This window comes from Ignavibacteriota bacterium, assembly GCA_016218045.1.
Classification (GTDB): Bacteria; Bacteroidota; Ignavibacteria; order SZUA-365; family SZUA-365; genus JACRFB01.
Map to the genome: position 1 here is coordinate 1 of JACRFB010000048.1, position 19,917 is coordinate 19,917.

A 19,917-nucleotide genomic window follows, 5' to 3' on the forward strand; every position below is an offset into this window, starting at 1 on the left:
CGACACATCCCGTCATCGCCGGGAACAGTCCCCAGCCCTTCACGTCATACACGGATATCACCTTCGCACTTCCCGTACAATCAACGGCAACGCTGCGCATCCACGACGCCCTCGGCCGTCTCGTCGCCACACTTGTCGACGACGTGCACGAGGCGGGCACACATCAGACGCGCTTCGACGCGCACGGACTGCCGGCCGGAGTATACACCGCGCGGCTCGAAACGCCTTCGGGCAGCGCGCAGCGAGTCATGCTCCTCGTGCGGTGAGTGGAGGAGGCGCAGGAATTATTCACAGGAGGAACGGAGGGAACGGAGACTTTTGCCTTTCTTCAGAGTGTCTCCCTTTCCTCCGTTCCTCCTGTTATAACACCAGATGCTTGGATCTACAATGATGCTCAGCACCTCACTGAATTGGAGCTCCCATGACGACAACGTGTCGCACCTTCACCTTCCTTTTGTTTCTGTTGGCATCGCAGGGTCGGCTTGTTGCACAGATCGTATGGGATGACCTCAACGGACCGCTCGGACCCATCCCTCCGTCCACGGTTCTATTTTACAACGACACCGTGCTAGTCGGAACCCTGCCGTCGGGTATGTATATGAGCACAGACAACGGTCGGCATTGGAAACACCTGGACCCGGACTCGAGTGATTTGACTCTGTGTTTTGGGAGGAGTCAGCGGGGCGACATCATCGCGATGCAGAAGCGGAAGCTGAAGCGATCAACCGACGGTGGTGCGACGTGGCAGGTCACAAAGATGGACGTGTATACGAGTACCGAACCTCGCTACAGTCACATTATCACACGCGCGGACGGGGAGATACTCGCATTCACTGAGATGCGCGTGTATTCCAGCACCGACAATGGAGGATCTTGGTCAACCCGCTCGAGTCAACGGGGGCTCCATCTCGATACTCTTACTGGAGGAGTACTGGTCAGGGCGGACGATATCGTCCGTGTGTCGTACGATGCGGGAAAAACCTGGTCCTCCCGCTCCAAACCCGCAGGCGGCAACATTGAGATGCTTCTGGCAACAGAGGCATCGGAACTCATTGCGGCGGTGGGTGGGGGTCTGCAACGCAGCACGGACACAGGCCGTACGTGGTCGGTGTATGGTACCACCATCCCATCCTTGATCGTCGATTTCATCCGCGACAGCAACGGACGAATCGTTGTCACCGCTGCGGGATTATACCGTTCCAACGACAGCGCCCGCACGTGGACCACGATTCCATCCTATTCGAAATGGTCCTTCTCCGATTTCATCACCCAGGCGACGGACACATCCTGGTATGCCGGGAATGGGAAGGGCCTTATACGGTGCATAACATCGCGTCCGACGTGGGATATAGCGTATCAGGATATGCGCCAGATCGCCCCCACGTTGGTGTATGTCGACAATGCGGGCGGGATCTATTGCGGTACTGAATCGCATGGAATCCAGTACACTCTTGATCGCGGCGTAACGTGGCGGAAAGGGGTACTGCCCAAGGACAGTTTGGATGTCGGCACACGATGTTTTCTCCAAGTGTCATCGGGAGAAATCCTGGCGGGAACGCGCACCTTTGGTCTGCTGAGGTCGGTGGATCGTGGTCAGCACTGGATGCGGAGCAGTGGAGGCACACTACCTGGTGATATTCTGGCCCTTGAACAGTTGCCGTCTGGTGTGGTCCTCGCCGGTTCGAACGTGGGTGTTCATGTATCGACGGACGCGGGCCTCACCTGGATTGCTTCGGCCACGGCGATTCAAGGATCGGTTCAATGTTTCGCTCGTGACGATCGCGGGGGCCGTGTCTATTGCGGATCTACCACAGGTGTGTTCGTGTCGACCGACAATGGGTCCGTATGGGAACGGTTTCCGTGGACTCCCAATGTGCAATTCCCTGGCTTCAGTTCGATGGTGGTCACTCCTGCAGGTAGCATTCTTGCTTTGGAACCCAATACGCGAAGAATCCACCGGACCGTCACGGGTACGACGTGGGTTACCTTATCCCTCAGGTTCGCGCCACCCGAGAGCCAACTCTCCTTTGGGAGCGACGCGCGCGGAGACGTATACATCCGCACACAGTCTGGATTGTATCTTTCTCGGGACGAGGGGACTACCTGGGAACAATTTGCCACCGCACCTTCCCGGACCACCATCACTTGCATATTCATCGCTGATTCCGGGCGGACTTACTTCGGCACACAGGACGGCAACGTGTATACATCGCGTGAGGGGCTGTGGACGTGCCTTCTTTCATCGCCAACGTTACTCTCACCACCGAATACATCCAGACGTCGATCAGAAAACGAGCCCTTCGTGTGGCAGCACGTACCGTTCGCACAATACTATCGATTGCAGATCAGCACTGACTCATCTTTCGTCGATTCGCTACGCACTGACATCCTCGCGGTCGATACGACGGATCCCGGCATCCCGAGGAACTCATCCCAACGATACTACTGGCGGGTGCGTGCGGAGAGGAATGGCACCGTGGGAAGATGGTCACAGATGTGGAGTTTTACGACCAAGAAGCCCACACCGCTCTCACCGGTGCTCGTATTCCCACCCAATGGCGCTGATTCGATCGCGACCGCGGTATTATTCGATTGGGATCCGGTACCACACGCGAAGGCCTACTCCGTCGAAGTAGCGTCTGATTCCTTGATGCAGACATTGGTCATCACAGCCGATACGATCTCTGTGACGCATCTCATGTACAATCCTGATTTCGTTGCACGGACGTACTTCTGGCGTGTACGGGCAAGCAATGAGGACGCAGTTGGTCCGTGGTCAGCTGTCTGGCGTTTCACCTCCGCACCATATTCCGGGAGACCGACGCTGGTATCGCCACTGCCTGGCACAACTGTGTCGGCGAATGGAGTATTTCTGCGCTGGACGGCGCAGCAGGCCTGGAAAGAAACCGTCGAGGTGTACGTGTGCAAAGATTCGACTTTCACGCAGAATGTGGTGAAGGTTTATCCGTACGTTGCCGGTGCCGATTCCACTGTTGTCGGCGGACTTGAAACGAATGTGCGGTATTACTGGAAAGCCCGCTGTATCTGGTCTTCCAACGCCGTGGGGGAATTCTCGGACACATGGTATTTCGACACTGAGTGGGGTCTTCCCATGCCGCCTATCCAGTTATTCCCACCCAATGGTGCGGATTCGCTCTTTGTCCCCATCCCTTGCAAGTGGAAATCGGTGAGAGGCACCGACACGTACACCTTCGAATATTCAGGCGATCCTCTTCTGCAGTCGAATGTCACACGCATCGATTCGGTGACGACGGCGTATGTAATACTGGATCAGGCACCCTTGTCAACGACGTTGTATTGGCGTGTGCGCGCGAACAATTCCAGCGGGTCGGGAGCCTGGTCGCCGATATGGTCCTTCATCACGGCGCCATTTTCAGGCCGGCCCATACTCACCGATCCGCCGAACGGAGCCACCACCGGTGCCTACGACCTTTGGTTCCAATGGCAGACGCCTCTTGCCTGGCAGCCCGCCTCCTTTCTTGAGATCTTCACGGATTCGGCTCTCATTCATCCGTGGTCATTTAGGTTCACCACGAAGTTTGGAAGAGTTGCAGAAAGGATTCTTGGATTGGAGAAGAACACAAAATACTACTGGAGGGTGCGCCTCTCGTGGTATTATCGAACCAATAGTGCATACTCCGATACGTGGTCCTTCACCACCAATGACGTCGTCGATGTCGATCAGCCGATAAGCACCAGCAGACCGACACATCCTGTCATCGCCGGGAACAGTCCCCAGCCCTTCGCGTCATACACGGACATCACGTTTGCGCTTCCCGTCCAATCAACTGCAACGTTGCGCATCCACGACGCCCTCGGCCGCCTCGTCGCCACACTTGTCGACGATGTGCGCGAGGCGGGCACGCATCAGGCGCGCTTCGACGCGCAGGGACTGCCGGCGGGTGTATACACCGCGCGGCTCGAAACGCCTTCGGGCAGCGCGCAGCGTGTCATGCTCCTCGTGCGGTGAGTGGAGGGGGCGTAGCCATTATTCACAGGAGGAACGGAGGGAACTGAGGTTTTTTTTAAGAAAAAAGTCTCCGCTTCCTCCGTTCCTCCTGTTATAACACCAGATGCTTGGATCTACAACGATGCTCAGCAGATCACTGAAGGGGGAGACATCCTCAAGAAAAAAAGTCTCCGTTCCCTCCGTTCCTCCTGTGAACCACGAGTCATCTACAGCGCGCTCAGAAACTGCGCACCGCTCCCGAGGTACCGAAGTCGAGCAGTTCCATCGTGATGTTATCCTCGGGCATGACGGATTTCACCGTGCCGCCTATGGGCACGTCCTTGTGCATCCATCCCTCGGATTTGTATGTGCTGAGGAACACTGTCACTTCGGAATTCACCTTCTGCGTACCCGAGAACGTGCCCGCGGGAACAGTCACCGTACCGCCGTCGTTCATGCCCGAAAACTTCATCGCGAAGTTGACGAGAGCTTTGCGGTAGAGTCCCTTCGTGATCGAGAGCACCGGACCTTCGACGGTCTGCACCTCGCCGTTGCCCTCGCGGGTCTTCACCCACACGATGTCGATCGCGTCGGGATTGTAACTCTCGCGGGCCTGGTCAAGTCCGGTCACGAGCATCTGCGAAACGCTTTCGTTCGACTCGTTGATCGAATGTGATTCGATGATCCACCCGCCGCTTTCCTTGCCGACGATGGACTGGCGCAGAATGGATCGTTTGCCACTCGACGTGGTGCCGTACACAACATACTGCCCTACCGCAAGCGGCATGGGTTTGAAGGCGCCGCCCGAGTAGGACTTCGAAGACGACTTTCCGAAGTACGAGTTGATCTTGCTCTGCAGCGCCGGATCGGCCGACGGACCGCATGACGCAACAAAGAGGGCGAGGACAAGAAGAGGGAAAATTCGGGACATACTAGCTCCTGATTGTTGTATTTGGAAACGGGGTTTAGAATGAATGGACGAATGTACAAAATGTGCCGCTCGCTCCCATTCACATAAATATGTGATTCGGGTTCGGCAGCGGAGGTTATACGTTGTGAATGGACCCGAAGCGCGGCGCTCGATTTATTCGGGCAGGAACGTGCGCACGATGCGCCCGTCGATTTTGCCCAACGCGCGCTCGAGGTTCTCCTGATTCACGTCGGGATCGCCACGGCGCAATTCGAGAGGGCGCCGTGCCTCGACAACACGCAGTTCACCCAGGGACCAGATGGCGACATCCTTCGCGGCGGCTTCCACATCGGCGCGGTCAATAAAACCGAGCAGACCGCGCACAATGCGCGGATCGGCATCAAGAAATCCCGCGGAGTGCGCCGCATCGATCTGCAAACTCGTGTCGTCGGACTCGAGCCGTTCGACGAGCAGTATCGGATTCACCACGGGGGGCTCTATCACACGCCAGTACTTCAGGTACACCATGATCCGGTAATCGCGGAAGGTGCCCAGATCGTAGGGACTCAACGCAAAACCCGCCAGGGCGAGCAGCGCGAGAGTGGGTATGATGGTACGCAGGCGCATGCCGTTGCCGGAATTATGGGCGTGTCACTTTCAGGACAACAAGCGTGAGGTCGTCGGAGAGATCCGCGCGGCCGGTAAAGGCGTGGATTTCGTCGCAGATGTGTTTGCGGATCTCGTCGGCCGACAGATCGGATACGGCGCGCAGCGCATCACGCAGACGCTTCACGCCGAACTCCTCGTCACTGGCATTACATCCCTCGATGACGCCGTCGGTGTACAGCAGCAGAATGTCGCCCGCTTCCAGCGGCAGCTCCTGCTCGTGAAACTCGATGGCCGAACGGGCGCCGAGGGGCAGATGCTGTCCGTTGTCGGTCCAATCGATAAGGAAGCTCTCGCCGTCGCGCTGCAGCAGCGGTTTGGGGAGACCGGCGTTTGTAAAGATCATCGACCCTGTATCCGTATCGAGCACGCCGAGAAACACCGCGACAAACATGTGACGGCGTGTGTCGATAAACAGGCGCTCGTTTGCGCGTGAAAGAATGGCGCGCGGCGACACATCCTGCTCGGCCGCGAAGCGGATCGTGCTGATGGACGAGGCCATGACCATTGCGGCCGACACACCCTTGTCGGCCACGTCGCCGATCACCACCGCGAGGCGTCCGTCGGCCGTCTCGATAAAATCGAAGAAGTCGCCGCCCACTTCGCGCGCCGGTGTGGACACCGCGGCGATATCGTAGCCCTCGAGCCGCGGTGTTTCGCGCGGCAGCATCGCGGCCTGTATCGTGTGCGCGATCTCGATCTCCTTCTTCATCCGCTCCTGCTGCTGCAGTTCTTCCGACAACGCGGCGTTTTTCCATCCCAGCGCGGCGCTGTCGGCCACGGCGCGCAGCTCGTGCAACTCTGCACTCCCGAAGGGCCGTCCGTTCTCCTTCTCCCCGAGCACTGCGAGCACGTACTCGCCGTTGCGCGCGGCGATGGCAAAGGCCACCGACACGTCGTGACGCGCGGGATCCTCGAACTGCGAGGCGACATGCACCACCTCGTCCGCGGCAAGGCGCGCCTTGAACGCCGCATGCTGCATCAGCGCCGGCAAATGTTCGGCGGCGGACGCGGCGCCCGCAAGATGCTGCGACACCCCCTGCTCGTCGACGGCGAACACGGAGGCCGAGCGCAGACCGAGCAGCGCGGGCAGATCGCGTGTCACGATGCTCAGCAGTTCATCGCGCCGCAGCGTGTTGACCAGGCGGCGCGAGAGCGCCTGCAGTTCGGTGCTCGTGCGGTGCTCCTCGCGGAAGATGTGCGTATCCACAAATTTCTGTATACGATCCATCGACGCCGAAAGCACCACGGCCGCCACACCCGCAAGCACGGCGCTTACGAGCAGCACCTCTGTGCCGGTGAGAGCCGACACCGACTCGCGCAAGAGCACCACGCAGGAGAGAAAAGCCAGCGACACCGCGGCCGCGAGCAGCGCGTACACCGTGGTGCGGCGGAAAATGACACGCACATCGAGAAAGCCGTAGCGGAGAATCGCGTAGCCGAAAGCCGAGGGGAGCGCGAGCACTGCGAGCCCCATGGATCCGAGCCGGATGTACAACAGCCAACGCGCATCCACGCCGAGATCCGTTCCCGCAAGTTCGAGCAGAAGGGTCATCATGATACCCGCGCCGAACACCGCGATGCCCGCCAGTATAGTGCGCACAAGCTTGCGCGTCATGCGCGACGCACTGCGACGCTGGGATTGCAGCAGGGCGATCACGGCGAGTACCGGACTTGCGGTATACAGCACATAGTTTGCCACGGTGAGCACAATATTTTCCCGGTCGAGTCCGGTGAGCGGCGGCAGCACATACACCGCGGCGAGCAGCAGCGTGTACGGCGTGTAGAGCAGCACGACGCGGACACGCGGCGCGTGGCGCAGCCAGCGGTCCTCGGGAAACACGAGCGTGAAATGCAGGAGCAGCGCGATGAACAGTGCGAATGCAACCCCGGGGATGTACAAGGTGACGGGGCGCAGGGCCTGCCACCACGGCATCATCATGCTGGTGGACGCGGATGTGAGCAGCCACAGCGACATCGAGGCCGAGAGAAGGAAGTACAGCGCGGCGTCGCGCCTGCGCGGACGACGCATCAGCACGATGAGCGCGATGAGCAGAATGATGAGCGGACCGACGGCATTGGTCAGATACCGCGTGATGCTCACGTACGCGCCGTGCATGCGCGCACGCGGCTGATCGAGCACGATGTCGAGCGACTCTGTGCCGCCGTCACGCAGCACATCCACACGCAGCGTGTCGCCGATGCGCGTCTCCGCAAGCACGTCGATGAGGCGGTCGCCGTCCCACGACGCGGTGTCGTACTCGTACGAGCCGATGCGCGTGAGCACGTCGCCGTCGCGCAACAGGCGCCGCACCGTGCGGTCGGCCTGCGGCGCAAGATCGATGCGCAGCCCCTCCTTCTGCACGCCGGTGATGTAGAAGGGCAGGCCGGGGCGCGTATTCTGGAAGATGACCGTCAGCGGCAGTTGCAGCAAAGCCACGAGAAACAGAAGCGATCCTGTCATGACAAAGCACAGGTGCGCAAAGCGGGATTCCAGGATGCTGCGTTTCTGCATGCGGCGTGGGACGAGTGAGTATGGATATGCGGAACCAGGGGGGAAATTAGGGAAAATTCGCGCGTGTTGCGCGTATCAATTTCCTGCGCGCCGCCGACCCCAGCGCGACCCGCTCCCACCGCGCCAAATACCAACACGGGGAGTAATTCTGGCAGTTGCAAAAACCGGCCGCAAGCTGTAATGTGGTTGTTTGCCCGGGGAAGCTCGCGGCCGCGCAGACGGCCTGTTGCCCGCATCCAGTCTCCTTACCACGGAATTCGCCATGACACGACAGATGACGTCCCGATACCCTCTCCTTCTCCTCCTCCTGCTTGTGGCGGGTGCCTTCGCTCAGGCACAGCCCTCGAAACTCGGCACTGCTGAATGGCAGGAATTCCGCATCGTTGCGCGTCAGGTAGATTCGCTGCAGACCATGTTCAAGGATATGCAGGAGAAGGAACCTGCGCTGCGCACAAATCCCATGCTGATGCAGGCGCGGCTGCAGGATCAGATGCAGAACATCGCCGCCATTTTCCAGGCCGTGCCCGCCAAGGCGCAGGCGGCCATGAAGGATGTGCTTCCCGTTTCGGAATACAACGCAGCGGATCTTTTTGTCCTAAAACTCGCCGCGGTGGCGACCGGCAATATCCAACTTGCCATCGACGCGTCGGAACGGCTCATCACACTTGTCGCCGCGCGCGACTCGGTGCGCCAGATTCGCCGCGAACTTTGCCAGATGTACGCGAGCCAGGGCAAGCTCGAGAAGGCCGCACAGCATGCGACCGACGACGTGCTGGTCGGCGCCTACCCGCTTGAGGTGTCGCAGCTCACGCAGGCCCTCGCCGTCGCCTACGCCGAGGCCGGACAGCCCGCAAAGGCAATCCCCTACGCCCTCCGCAGCATTACCTCCTTCCGCGATTTTAAAAAGGACGACTCCGCCCCGCTCGATTCCGCGGGACGTCGCGATGCGGCCTCGGGCATGGACTACTTCTTCGTCACACAGACCGCCGGCCTGCTCTCCGCCCTGTCGATTGCCTATACGGAAGCCAACGACACTGTTGCCTTTGCGCGCTTCAGCAAGCAGGCGCGTGAGAGTTTGAAGGATGACGCGCTGTGGGCACAGGCGACGGAAGCGGCGAAGGCCGCGATCAAGGAGCACGAGGAGTCCACCAAATCGTGGAACAAACCCGCCGCCTCGTGGCCGGAACACCTCTGGGCCGGCGGCGACGCGCTCACGCTCGATGGACTCAAGGGCAAGGTCGTGCTGGTGGATTTTTTCGCGACCTGGTGCCGCCCGTGTATCATGGCCTTCCCACACCTGCGCGGCTGGCAGGAGAAATACAGTGCCGAAGGACTGGTGGTTGTCGGACTTACCAACTACCAGGGCCGCTACGAGGGCAAAACGCTCGGGCCCGACGACGAGTTTAAAAAGCTGCGCGACGAATTTATTCCGAAACACAAGGTGAGCTGGGCCGTGGGTGTCGAGAAGAACGGCCGCACGGCCTTTGAAAAGTACGGCGTTAACGGCATCCCCCACGTCGCCCTCATCGACCGCAAGGGCATATTGCGCTATGTGAAAGTGGGCGCGGCCGACTACGATAAAACCGAGAAGATGATACAGAAGCTTCTCGCCGAAAAGGCGGAATAGGTCTCGCGTTCTCTTCCTGGCGGATTCTCTGTGGGCCGCGGACGGCCGCGTGGTCTGAATCGTTGTGCATCGTCCGTGCATCGTATGGTAAGCACACACATCACGACGCCTGTCACCGCAGACCATAGAGGAACACGCCATGAAAACGAACATTGGTTCCGTCGACCGCATCATCCGCATCGTCATCGGTATCGCGCTGCTCAGCCTCCTGTTCCTGCTCGAAGGCGGCGCCCGGTATTTCGGACTGATCGGTCTCATTCCACTCGCCACGTCGTTCATCAAGTCCTGCCCGCTGTACTCGGTATTCGGACTCTCGACCTGCGAGACAAACGCCGTAAAAAGTTAACGGCAGCTTCGCACCGGAATTTGTCCGGTCCAGGCGGCATCCGTACTTTTCGCGGATGTGTACTGAGACAGGACAGCGCCGGGAGCGTGCACGACATTTTCGTGCGGACAGGATGACGCGAATCACGCGTTTTCTGTCCGCACTTTTTTTCGTCCTGTGCTGCGCGCATGGTGCGCGGGCTCTGGGGGTAGAGCCGCCACCGCCCGTTCAGGATGATTCGCTTCGTATCGTGGTGATCGGATCATCGTCGGCGCAAGGCGCCGGCGCCAAACCCGGCGACAGCTCCTGGGTGCGCCGCTACGAGCGGCATCTGCGCGAAACGTTTCCCGCGACACGTGTGTATAACCTCGCGATGGGCGGATACACGACGTATCACTGCCTGCCCACATCCGCACCTGTAGCGGACGGACGCCCCAGGCCCGACAGCATGCGCAACATCACCCGCGCGCTGGCGCTTCGTCCTTCCGCACTGCTTATCAGTCTTCCGACAAACGACATCGCGGATGGCTTCGACACGAGCGAGTACCGGAGGAACATGGACACGCTTGTCGCCCTCTCCGCGCGCGACAGCGTGCCCGTCTGGATCTGTTCGACACAGCCGCGCAATCTCGATTCGGTAAAACGGATCCTTTTATCCGATACACGCGGATGGATCCTGCGCCAGTATGCGGGCAGGGCGCTCGATTTCTGGGACAGTGTCGCGACGCCTGAGGGATTCATCCGGCCCGAACTCGACTTCGGCGACGGCGTACACGTCAACAACGCCGGACACGCCATCCTCTTCGAGCGCCTGCGTGCCGCGGCAATCCCCGACACACTCCAGATGCTGCGGCCGCACCGGCCGCCGCGCGGCACAGTCACGCGGCCATCCACACTCCCGCGTCCCGAAAGCAACACGCCCCAGGGCGGCTCGCGCACACAGCAGCGATAAACACGCGCACGCACGATGGACGTCTTCTCCCTGCTCGGTGTCGCGTTCGCCCTCGCGATGGACGCCTTTGCCGTGGCGCTCTCGACCGGCGCGTATCTCGTGAAGGCCGACGCGCGGCAGACGTTCCGCCTGTCATTTCACTTCGGACTGTTTCAATTCCTGATGCCCGTGATCGGCTGGGCTGTGGGAGCGCAGGCGGAGCGGCTGCTTGCGGATTTCGACCACTGGATCGCCTTCGTCCTGCTCGCGTACATCGCCTTCCGCATGATTCAGTCGTCGCTCGCCGATGACGACGGAGCGGTAAAAACCGATGTCACGCGCGGCGGCTCACTCGTGGCCTTGTCCGTGGCGACAAGCATCGACGCGCTCGCGGTGGGGCTCAGTCTGGGCCTCATGCGCGAGGCCATCATCACGCCGAGCATCGTGATCGGACTCGTCGCGGGAGGAATGACACTTGTCGGCCTGCGACTCGGCGAACGCTTCTCGGCGCGGCTCGGCAAAAAGATGGAACTTGCGGGCGGCATCGTCCTCATCCTCATCGGGGCGAAAATCGTGCTCGACCACATACTCGCCGCGGGATAATAAAAGACCGCGGGCTCCTATTCTCGGAACCCGCGGCGGTGCATGTACTCGCGGGGGCGAATCAGCTCTGGATTTCCGTGTACAGCGGGAAGCGCGAACAGTACTCGCGAATTTCGGCGCGCACGCCGTCGAGCACGGCTTCGTTCGCGACGTTCGACACCACGGTGTCGAGTTTGTCGGCGATGAATTCCATGTCCTGCTCCTTGAAGCCGCGCGTGGTGACGGCGGCGGCGCCGACGCGTATGCCCGAGGTGACAAAGGGCGAGCGGTCGTCGAAAGGTACCATGTTCTTGTTGAGCGTGATGCCCGCGCGTTCCATCGCGTTTTCCGTGTCCTTGCCGGTCACGCCCTTGTTGTGCAGGTCGATGAGCATGAGGTGGTTGTCGGTACCGCCGGAGATGAGTTCGAAGCCGCGCGCCACGAGCAATTCGGCAAGCCGCACCGCGTTGGCCTTGACCTGGCGTGTGTACGCGGCATAGCTGGGCTGCAGCGCCTCGCCGAAGGCCACGGCCTTTGCGGCGATGATGTGCATGAGCGGTCCGCCCTGAATGCCCGGCATGACGGTGCTGTCGAGAATCTCCGACATCATTTTGACGCGGCCCGATTTGGCCATCACGATGCCGAAAGGATTCTCCCAGTCCTTGTGCATGATGATGAGTCCACCGCGCGGTCCGCGCAACGTCTTGTGCGTGGTCGACGTGACCACGTGGCAATGCGGCACGGGATCGTCGAGGAGTTTGGTGGCGATGAGGCCCGCGGGATGGGCGATGTCGGCCCAGAGAAACGCGCCCACTTTGTCCGCGATCTCACGGAACTTTGCGTAGCTGATATTGCGCGAGTACGAACTTGCGCCGACGATGAGAAGTTTCGGTTTCTCGCGTTCCGCGATCGAAAGCACCTCGTCGTAATCGATCATGCCGGTTTCTCGGTTCACACCGTATGACACCATACGATAGAGCTGTCCGCTGAAATTCACCGGCGAGCCGTGTGTGAGGTGGCCGCCGTGCGCGAGGTCCATACCCAGCACCGTGTCGCCCGGTTTGACAAAGGAGAAGTAGATCGCCTGATTCGCCGTAGCGCCCGAATGCGGCTGCACGTTGGCGTACTCCGCGCCGAAGAGTTGTTTGAGGCGCTCGCGCGCCAGATCCTCGGCCTGATCCACAAACTCGCAGCCGCCGTAGTACCGCTTGCCCGGATACCCCTCGGCGTACTTGTTCGTGAGCACGCTGCCCGAGGCCTCCATGACCGACGGACTCGCGTAATTCTCGGACGCAATAAGCTGCAGCTTGGTGATCTGCCGCTCGGTTTCGTGCTGGATGATGCTGTGGATCTGCGGATCGGTGCTTTCGAGGTAGGACATTGCGGATCGGGAGATGGTGGGAGGGGGGGTGCGTGATTCAGTGTTATAAATTACAAAAAGTCGATGCCGGTAAAAAAAACCGCGCACCGGAGTGCGCGGGATGGGAGCAAATACCAGAAGGGCGGGTTTACCGAATGATGCCGATCTGCCTTGTGGCGACAACCTGATCACCGCCGACATTGGCGTTGAAACGCACGAAGTACATGCCGGGTGCGGCGGGTTGTCCGTTCACACGACCGTCCCAGCGGGCTTCGAAGCGGCCCGCGTTACGCGCAACACCGTCCTCGATGCTCGCCACACGCTGCCCGAGCGCATTGTGAACATCGAGGTGTACGGTGGCCGGCACGGCGAGCGTGTACGGAATGGTCACACCGTCACCTGATGACACGGGATTCGGGTATGTGTTCTCGAGACCGACATTGCCCGGATCGAGCTGCGCCGAAACGATGTAGCTGTATGTCTCGGTGCCGTCGGCATCGATCTGTTTTAGTCGATAGAATACCATGTCGCGGCCGTCGGTGCTCACCGGCGATTCGTCGATGTAGCTGTACTCGGTTTTCTCGGAGGTGGTGCCGCGGCCCTGCACATGGCCGATCTTGACGAAATTCTTCCCGTCACCACGCTCGATGTCGAAACCGATGTTCGAGGTCTCGCTCTCGGTGCGCCAGGTGAGTTCCACTGTGCGATCCGGGCGCGGCGACGCATTCAACGCAGCGAGTTCCACCGGGATCATCAAGTTCTTGATCACGAGCGAGGAGTCGTTGCCGTTGTTCTGCAGATCGGAGTAATAAATGGCCGACCACTGGCCTCCATGCTGGAACGTGATGCCCGAACGCCAGCGGAGATTGTCGTACATGCCGAAGTCCACATATCCGTTTGCGGAGGCGCCCACCTGGAAGGTCCAGCGCAGCACTTCGAAGAAACCGTCGTTGAGGGGATTGCCGCTGCAATCCGTGGTCACACTCCAGTACTGATTCGTGAGAGGCAACGCGCCACCCGGATTTCCCTGACTGGTCGAGTGCTGGTTGAAGCGCGCACCCGAACCGAAATCGGTGTCGATATACCACGGAGCGCCCTGCCAGTACTGTTGGTACCGCTGCTGGGCTCCCTGGAAGACCATCTTCTGATAGACGTACGTCAACACGACCGTATAGCCGCCGATGCGGTTACCGGTGCCTCCCCGCTTCTTGATGTCGAGGGCGATCACAAGCGAGCTGCCCTGTCCGCCGTTGCAGACGGGGCGCAGGCGCATGATGATGTTGTCGGCGTCGGCAAGGCCTTGCGCGCGCGCCGGAACAAGCAACGCGAGCAGCATGAATGAGACAAAGAACGCTGACGCAAGTAGCTTCATGTACACCTCCGCGAAATGAAAAGAACGGCCGATTCTGATATTCCAGAAAGTACATCATTTTCCCTCCTGACGCCAGAGGGATGCAGGACTGATTCACTACGGCCACAGTCATAGGTCCGGCACCGGGCCGGTCGCATCGTGATGCATGATTCGCGCGCCGGAACGGAGATTGCGGGTATTCGGAATCCGCCGCCCGGTGAGCGCGGCGGATGCATCGATAGAGCTTACAAGGTCCTGTGCGTTAGGCGGTGACGACGGTCTGCAGCTTCTCGACGATCTTGGCTTTCGGAACCGCTCCGACGATACGGTCCACCACCTCGCCCTTGTGCATGAGCAGTATGGTGGGAATGCTGCGGATGCCGTACTGCATCGCGACATTCGGATTGTTGTCGACGTCGAGCTTGCCGATTTTCACCTTGCCGGCGTACTCGCCCGCGAGTTCTTCGACGATCGGCGCAATCATGCGGCAGGGTCCGCACCAGACGGCCCAGAAATCGATGAGAACGGGAAGATCGGATTCGAGGACTTCGGCCTGGAAGTTGCCGTCGGTGAGTTCCATGGGGTGCATATCAAAGACTCCTGCGTGAGGGTATGTGGTCTGTGTCGAGTGGACAAATATCGCGATTTCCGTACCGGATACATACGGCACACAACGCCGGTATCAGGTGTCGAGTGCAATACGAACGTTGTTTTTCCCGAAGATGTTCCTGAGGCGCTGGAGCAGTTCCGCGCTGGGCAGCACACGGTGCTGTTTCGCCCAAAGATTCCACGCGCCTCCATTGCCGTCGCTGACGGTGATGAAACACGGACAATCGCCCGACATGCGGTGTTCGTCGAGCACACGCACACCGTCCTGTATCTGTTTCGACGTAGCCGTCTTGGTCGAGAGCGTGATCACCAGACTTTTTGCCATACGCACGACGGCCTGCTCGAGTCCGTATATCTCATCGGCCATGAGCGAGAAGGCGTCGCCGCTCGACCGCACTTTTCCGAGCACCACCACCGCCGCGCCCACCGAGAGACAGGAGCCGAATTTTTCGTAGGCGCCGCCAAAGACGAGACACTCGGCCTTGCCGGTAAAATCCTCGAGTGTCATGAAGGCCATGGTCTTGCCCTTCTTGTCGATCTTTGTGCGCAGCGCCTCGACAATGCCCACGGCGCGCACCATGGTGCCGTCGAGCGCGATGTCGAACTCGCCGAGGCGCACATTCGCAATGCTCTCGGCGTCGACGCGCCACTGCTCGAGCGGATGGCCCGAGACATAGAAGCCGAGCACACTTTTTTCGTGCCCGAGTTTGGCGTCGGTGGTCCATTCCGGCACTGTCGGCAGCGACGGCTGCGGCGCCGCCGACCGGGGCGCGTCGTCGAAAAGACTCGACTGGCCCGACTCGCGGTGCATCTGCGTCTGCTGTCCGTACGCGATGGCGGATTCGATTGCGGCGAACTGCTGGGCCCGGTGTCCCGCGAGCGAATCGAGTGCGCCGGCGAGAACAAGACTCTCGAGTGTTTTTTTGTTCACGAGTCGCCCCTCGATGCGCTCGCAGAAATCGAAAAGCGTGGTGAAGCGCCCTCCCGACTTGCGCGCCTCGACGATGGCCTCGACCGCGCCGACGCCGACGTTCTTGATGCCGGCGAGACCGAAACGAATGCCGCCCTCGACCGCGGTGAAGTACACGCCGCTCTCGTTTACGTCGGGCGGGAGAACGGAGATGCCGAGTTTCTGACTCTCGTCGATGAGCATCGAGACCTTGTCGGTCTTGCTCAATTCCGAGGTCATCATCGAGGCCATGAATTCGGCGGTGTAGTGCGCCTTGAGCCAGGCCGTCTGGAACGCGAGCAGCGAGTACGCCACCGAATGCGATTTGTTGAAGCCGTAATCGGCGAACTTCACGATCATGTCGAAGATCTCGGCCGCGGTGCGCGGCGCCAGGCCGCGATTCTTCGCGCCTTCGACAAAGGCCTCGCGCTGCTGCGCCATCACGTCGAGTTTCTTCTTGCCCATGGCGCGGCGCATGAGATCGGACTGCGCGAGCGTGAATCCCGCGATATCGTGCACGAGCCGCATCACCTGTTCCTGATACACGATGATGCCGTAGGTGGACCGCAGTATCGGCTCCATCGATTCGTGCAGGTAGGTGATGGGTTTGCGCCCGTATTTGCGGTCGATAAACTCGTCGATGTATTCCATCGGTCCGGGCCGGTACAGCGCGTTCATCGCGGCCAGATCGTCGATCGAGCGCGGCTTGAGCTTGCGCAGATACTCGCGCATCTGCACGGATTCGAACTGGAACACACCCACCGTGTGCCCTTCGCCGATCATCTCGTATGTGGCCGGATCGTCGAGCGGCAACGCGTCGATGTCGACCTCGATACCGCGCCGCTCGCGGACCATGCGCACCGTGCGGTCGATGACGGAGAGTGTGATCAAACCGAGGAAATCCATCTTCAACAGACCGGCCTGCTCGAGGTCGTTCATGTTGTACATGGTCATCATCTCGGTGCTGGGCGTCTTGTACAGCGGCACGTAATTGCTTGTATCGCCCGGCGAGATCACCACACCGGCCGCGTGCATGCCCACGCCGCGGATAAATCCTTCGAGCACGTTCGCGTACTCGACCAGACGCTGGATTTTCGGGTCGGTGCTCTCCTTCACCCAGGCGAGTTCGGGAACCGGCTGCCACTTGTTCTCGGGATCCTTCTCGAGTCCGAAAACATACTTGAGCGGCGGCACCTTGCCCATCTTCACCTGTATGTGTTTGTTGATCGACTCGACGGTGCCGAGCGGCACGCCGAGCACGCGGCCCACGTCCTTGATCACCGCGCGCGCGCTGAGCTTGTTGAAGGTGACGATCTGCGAGACCGACCCCGCGCCGTACTTGTCACGCACATAATCGATCACTTCCTCGCGGCGGTCGTCCTGGAAGTCGACGTCGATGTCGGGCATCGAGATGCGGTCGGGATTCAGGAAGCGCTCGAAGAGCAGATCGTACCGCAGGGGATCGACGTCGGTAATGCCGAGCGCGTATGCGACAAGGCTGCCCGCCGCGGATCCGCGGCCCGGACCGACGCGGATGCCGCGTTGTTTTGCGCTGTTGATGAAGTCCTGCACGATGAGGAAATATCCGGAGTACCCCATCTTCTGAATCACCGACAGCTCGTACGTCAGCCGGTCGCGCGTCTCGGGCGACTGTGTCGCGTAGCGCTTCTGCAGCCCGTTCTCGGCAAGCAGGCCGAGGTACTCGTCGAGGTCCTCGGTGCCCGCCTCCGGCGGGATCGGGTACCGCGGCATGTGATTGCGGCCGAGGTCGAGGTCCACCGAACATTTTTCCGCCACCTCGAGTGTCGATTCGATCGCCTCGGGAAAATCCTTGAACAGCTCCAGCATTTCGGCCTGCGACTTGAAGTACACCTGATCGGTGCCGTAGCGCAGGTTCGTCACGTCCTCGGCCTCGCGCACATCGGCGATGTGCAGGAACACATTGTGCGGCACGGCGTGTTCGCGGCGCACGTAGTGGCAGTCGTTCGTGCCGATGAGTTTGATCCCGAGTTCGCGTCCGAGCCGCGGCATGCCCTCGAGGATGATGGCGTCTCGCTCGGTGGCGTGGTCCTGGATTTCCAGGTAGAGGTCGTCGCCGAACAGGTCCTTGAGACGGCGCGCAACGCCCGCGGCGGCATCGTAGTCGCCCGCGCAGAGATACGACGACACCACGCCGCCCGCGCAGGCGGTGAGGGCCACGAGTCCCTCGTGATGCTGCTCGAGGAGTTCGAAGTCGATGCGCGGCTTGTAGTAGAATCCCTCGGTGTGTCCGAGCGTCGTGAGTTTGAGAAGGTTGCGGTAGCCGGTCTCGTTTTTCGCCAGAAGCAGGATATGGTTGTAGCCGTGGCGCTTGCCCTCGGGATGCGTGTCGGACGCGCCCTTGTCGAGCCGCGAGCCGCGGGTCACCATGTACATCTCGTTGCCGAGAATCGGCTTGATGCCCTTCCGTCGCGCCTTCTGGTAGAACTCCACCGCGCCGAACATGACGCCGTGGTCCGTCAGCGCAAGCGCGTTCATGTCGTTCGCCTCGGCGGCGCCGACCAGGCCGTCGACGGTGCAGGCGCCGTCGAGCAGCGAGTAGTGTGTATGGTTATGCAGATGTATGAAGTCGCTCATAAGAATCCCGCCGGTGGTGATACTCCCCGGCTCCGAGAAATATACGCGCCCGGGCGGGGCAAGGCAATCGCGCGCATCGCGAAGGAGCCGCGGGCATTGTATATTGCACCTGCGATGAGCGATACGCGCGTCATACAGTCCCAGGACGGGCTCGCGGGGATCGAGGCCTACACGCGCGGCGATCATGCGCGCGCCGCGGTATTATTCCGGCAGGCGCTCGACACGGCAACCGATCCGGCGGAGCGGCTCGCGCTGCTTATTCACCTGTCGAACGCGCGCGACGCCGAGGGCGCGTTTACCGACGCGCTCGACGCGCTGCGCCTCGCGCTCGAGATCGACGACGGAGACACCGCGGTGTGGAATAATATCGGAGTGATCTGTCTGAAAATAGGGCGCCTTGCCGAGGCGCGGGAGGCGCTGGAGCGCGCCGTGTCCCTGAATCCGTCGAATGTCGCGGCGCTCGTGAGCCTCGGTTCCGTCGCGCTGAAACTCAGCGATCCCGGCAACGCGAAGGCGGCGCTCGAACGCGCGCTGGATCTGGCCCCGGGCCACCCGGCCGCACACGCCAACATGGCCATCACGCTCGCCCTCTTCGGGCGCATCGAGGAGGCCGAGGAGGAACTGCGCATCGCCGCGCTCTACGGCTTCGCCGACGCGGAAGCCCTGCAGTCGCGTTTCGACCGCCTGAAGGAGATCCGCGCCGCCATCATCGCGCGCCGCGACGAGGAACGTGAGGACGAGACCGATACAGACGGAGGCACGATGGCGGGCGAGGACGCCGCCGCATGACCGTGCAGGACAGGCGCGAGCGGGAGCGCGAGCTGCGGCGGCAGGCCATTCTCGACGCGGCGGGCCGTGTGTTTTTCCGCAGCGGTCCCGGTGCGACGATGGATGAAATCGCCGCTGAAGCCGAGGTCGCCAAGGGCACGCTGTATCTCTATTTCCCGTCGAAGGAAGACGTGTACCTCACCCTGCTCGTCAAGGCACTCGATGCATTACACGCGGAATTCGCGGAAAGCGCCCGCACTGCTTCGGATCCGCTCTCGCAGATCCACGCAATAGGTGATTGTTTCGTCCGTTTTTCCGAATCCTCACCCGGCCAGTTCCGCCTGCTGCACGAGTCGTCCTATCCCTTTGTGCATGCAAACGCCTCGCCCGCGATTCTCGGCGACGTGCATTCGCGCTCTACCAACATCTGGGAACTCATCACCCGCATACTGCAGCGCGGCATCGACGAGGGATTGTTCCGCGACGATCTGAGCGCGTTCGAGATGGCGATCATACTCTGGACCAACACCAGCGGCCTTCTGCGGCTCATCGACGCGCGGCGTACCTCCACCATCTGGCAAAAGCGCGGCGGCGCGTACTCGCTGGCGGCGCTCGACCTGCGCGCGCTCATCGATGTCGCGAACAGCATGCTTGTGCGTTCGCTGCTGCGCGGCGGCCCGCCGATTGGATAACATCGCGCCGTTGGCTACCTTTTGCGGATAGCAGGTCCGCAATTCA

Annotated in this window: 15 protein-coding genes; 8 read left to right on the plus strand and 7 right to left on the minus strand. The window is 60.8% G+C overall.

Going from position 1 to position 19,917, the window contains the following annotated elements:
• Together HY962_12890 and HY962_12895 are read left to right on the plus strand one after the other, a co-directional pair.
• The coding region (locus HY962_12890; protein ID MBI5647818.1) for a T9SS type A sorting domain-containing protein at positions 1-266 on the plus strand (266 nt) is incomplete at its 5' end.
• Positions 267-421: 155 nt separating this feature from the next.
• A complete protein-coding gene (locus tag HY962_12895; GenBank protein MBI5647819.1) occupies positions 422-3,991 on the plus strand; it encodes a T9SS type A sorting domain-containing protein in 3,570 nt (1,189 codons plus the stop codon).
• 217 nt (positions 3,992-4,208) lie between these two features.
• Here HY962_12895 and HY962_12900 read toward each other — a convergent pair whose 3' ends face one another.
• From HY962_12900 to HY962_12910, 3 genes are all read right to left on the minus strand, one after another.
• Positions 4,209-4,901 carry a hypothetical protein gene (locus tag HY962_12900; GenBank protein ID MBI5647820.1) on the minus strand — a complete coding sequence of 231 codons (693 nt, stop codon included), beginning with the start codon at positions 4,899-4,901 and terminating at the stop codon, positions 4,209-4,211.
• 153 nt (positions 4,902-5,054) lie between these two features.
• Positions 5,055-5,507 carry a hypothetical protein gene (locus HY962_12905; GenBank protein MBI5647821.1) on the minus strand — a complete coding sequence of 151 codons (453 nt, stop codon included), beginning with the start codon at positions 5,505-5,507 and terminating at the stop codon, positions 5,055-5,057.
• Positions 5,508-5,520: 13 nt separating this feature from the next.
• The gene (locus HY962_12910; protein MBI5647822.1) at positions 5,521-8,010 is read right to left on the minus strand and encodes a SpoIIE family protein phosphatase; all 2,490 of its coding nucleotides are present in this window, start codon (positions 8,008-8,010) and stop codon (positions 5,521-5,523) included.
• Positions 8,011-8,323: 313 nt separating this feature from the next.
• Here HY962_12910 and HY962_12915 point away from each other — a divergent pair, with 313 nt between their 5' ends.
• The 4 genes from HY962_12915 to HY962_12930 all read left to right on the plus strand — a co-directional run bounded on the left by HY962_12915 (position 8,324) and on the right by HY962_12930 (position 11,547).
• Complete coding sequence (locus tag HY962_12915) at positions 8,324-9,688, plus strand: TlpA family protein disulfide reductase (protein MBI5647823.1); 1,365 nt, start codon at positions 8,324-8,326, stop codon at positions 9,686-9,688.
• A 139-nt stretch (positions 9,689-9,827) separates the two neighbouring features.
• Complete coding sequence (locus tag HY962_12920; GenBank protein MBI5647824.1) at positions 9,828-10,034, plus strand: DUF2892 domain-containing protein; 207 nt, start codon at positions 9,828-9,830, stop codon at positions 10,032-10,034.
• 112 nt (positions 10,035-10,146) lie between these two features.
• Positions 10,147-10,965: an SGNH/GDSL hydrolase family protein gene (locus HY962_12925; protein MBI5647825.1), complete on the plus strand. Its 819-nt coding sequence runs from the start codon at positions 10,147-10,149 to the stop codon at positions 10,963-10,965.
• A gap of 15 nt (positions 10,966-10,980) precedes the next feature.
• Entirely contained in the window at positions 10,981-11,547 is a 567-nt protein-coding gene (locus tag HY962_12930) for a manganese efflux pump (GenBank protein ID MBI5647826.1), read from the plus strand.
• Between the two features lie 61 nt (positions 11,548-11,608).
• Here the strand turns inward: HY962_12930 and HY962_12935 are convergent, their stop codons facing one another.
• The 4 genes from HY962_12935 to dnaE form a co-directional block, all read right to left on the minus strand.
• Positions 11,609-12,907 (minus strand): serine hydroxymethyltransferase, encoded by a 1,299-nt coding sequence (locus tag HY962_12935; protein ID MBI5647827.1) that lies wholly within the window; start codon positions 12,905-12,907, stop codon positions 11,609-11,611.
• Between the two features lie 127 nt (positions 12,908-13,034).
• Positions 13,035-14,258 (minus strand): T9SS type A sorting domain-containing protein, encoded by a 1,224-nt coding sequence (locus HY962_12940; protein MBI5647828.1) that lies wholly within the window; start codon positions 14,256-14,258, stop codon positions 13,035-13,037.
• Positions 14,259-14,499: 241 nt separating this feature from the next.
• Positions 14,500-14,826 (minus strand): thioredoxin, encoded by a 327-nt coding sequence (trxA, locus tag HY962_12945; GenBank protein MBI5647829.1) that lies wholly within the window; start codon positions 14,824-14,826, stop codon positions 14,500-14,502.
• 93 nt (positions 14,827-14,919) lie between these two features.
• Complete coding sequence (dnaE, locus tag HY962_12950) at positions 14,920-18,411, minus strand: DNA polymerase III subunit alpha (protein ID MBI5647830.1); 3,492 nt, start codon at positions 18,409-18,411, stop codon at positions 14,920-14,922.
• On the opposite strand from dnaE, the gene HY962_12955 reads away from it, so the two are divergent.
• On the plus strand, positions 18,382-19,200 hold the full coding sequence (locus HY962_12955; GenBank protein MBI5647831.1) for a tetratricopeptide repeat protein: 819 nt from the start codon (positions 18,382-18,384) through the stop codon (positions 19,198-19,200). The genes dnaE and HY962_12955 overlap by 30 nt on opposite strands.
• Positions 19,197-19,871, plus strand: coding sequence for a TetR/AcrR family transcriptional regulator (locus HY962_12960; protein MBI5647832.1), 675 nt, complete (start codon positions 19,197-19,199; stop codon positions 19,869-19,871). Before HY962_12955 ends, HY962_12960 begins: the two co-directional genes overlap by 4 nt.
• Positions 19,872-19,917: the final 46 nt, after the last annotated feature.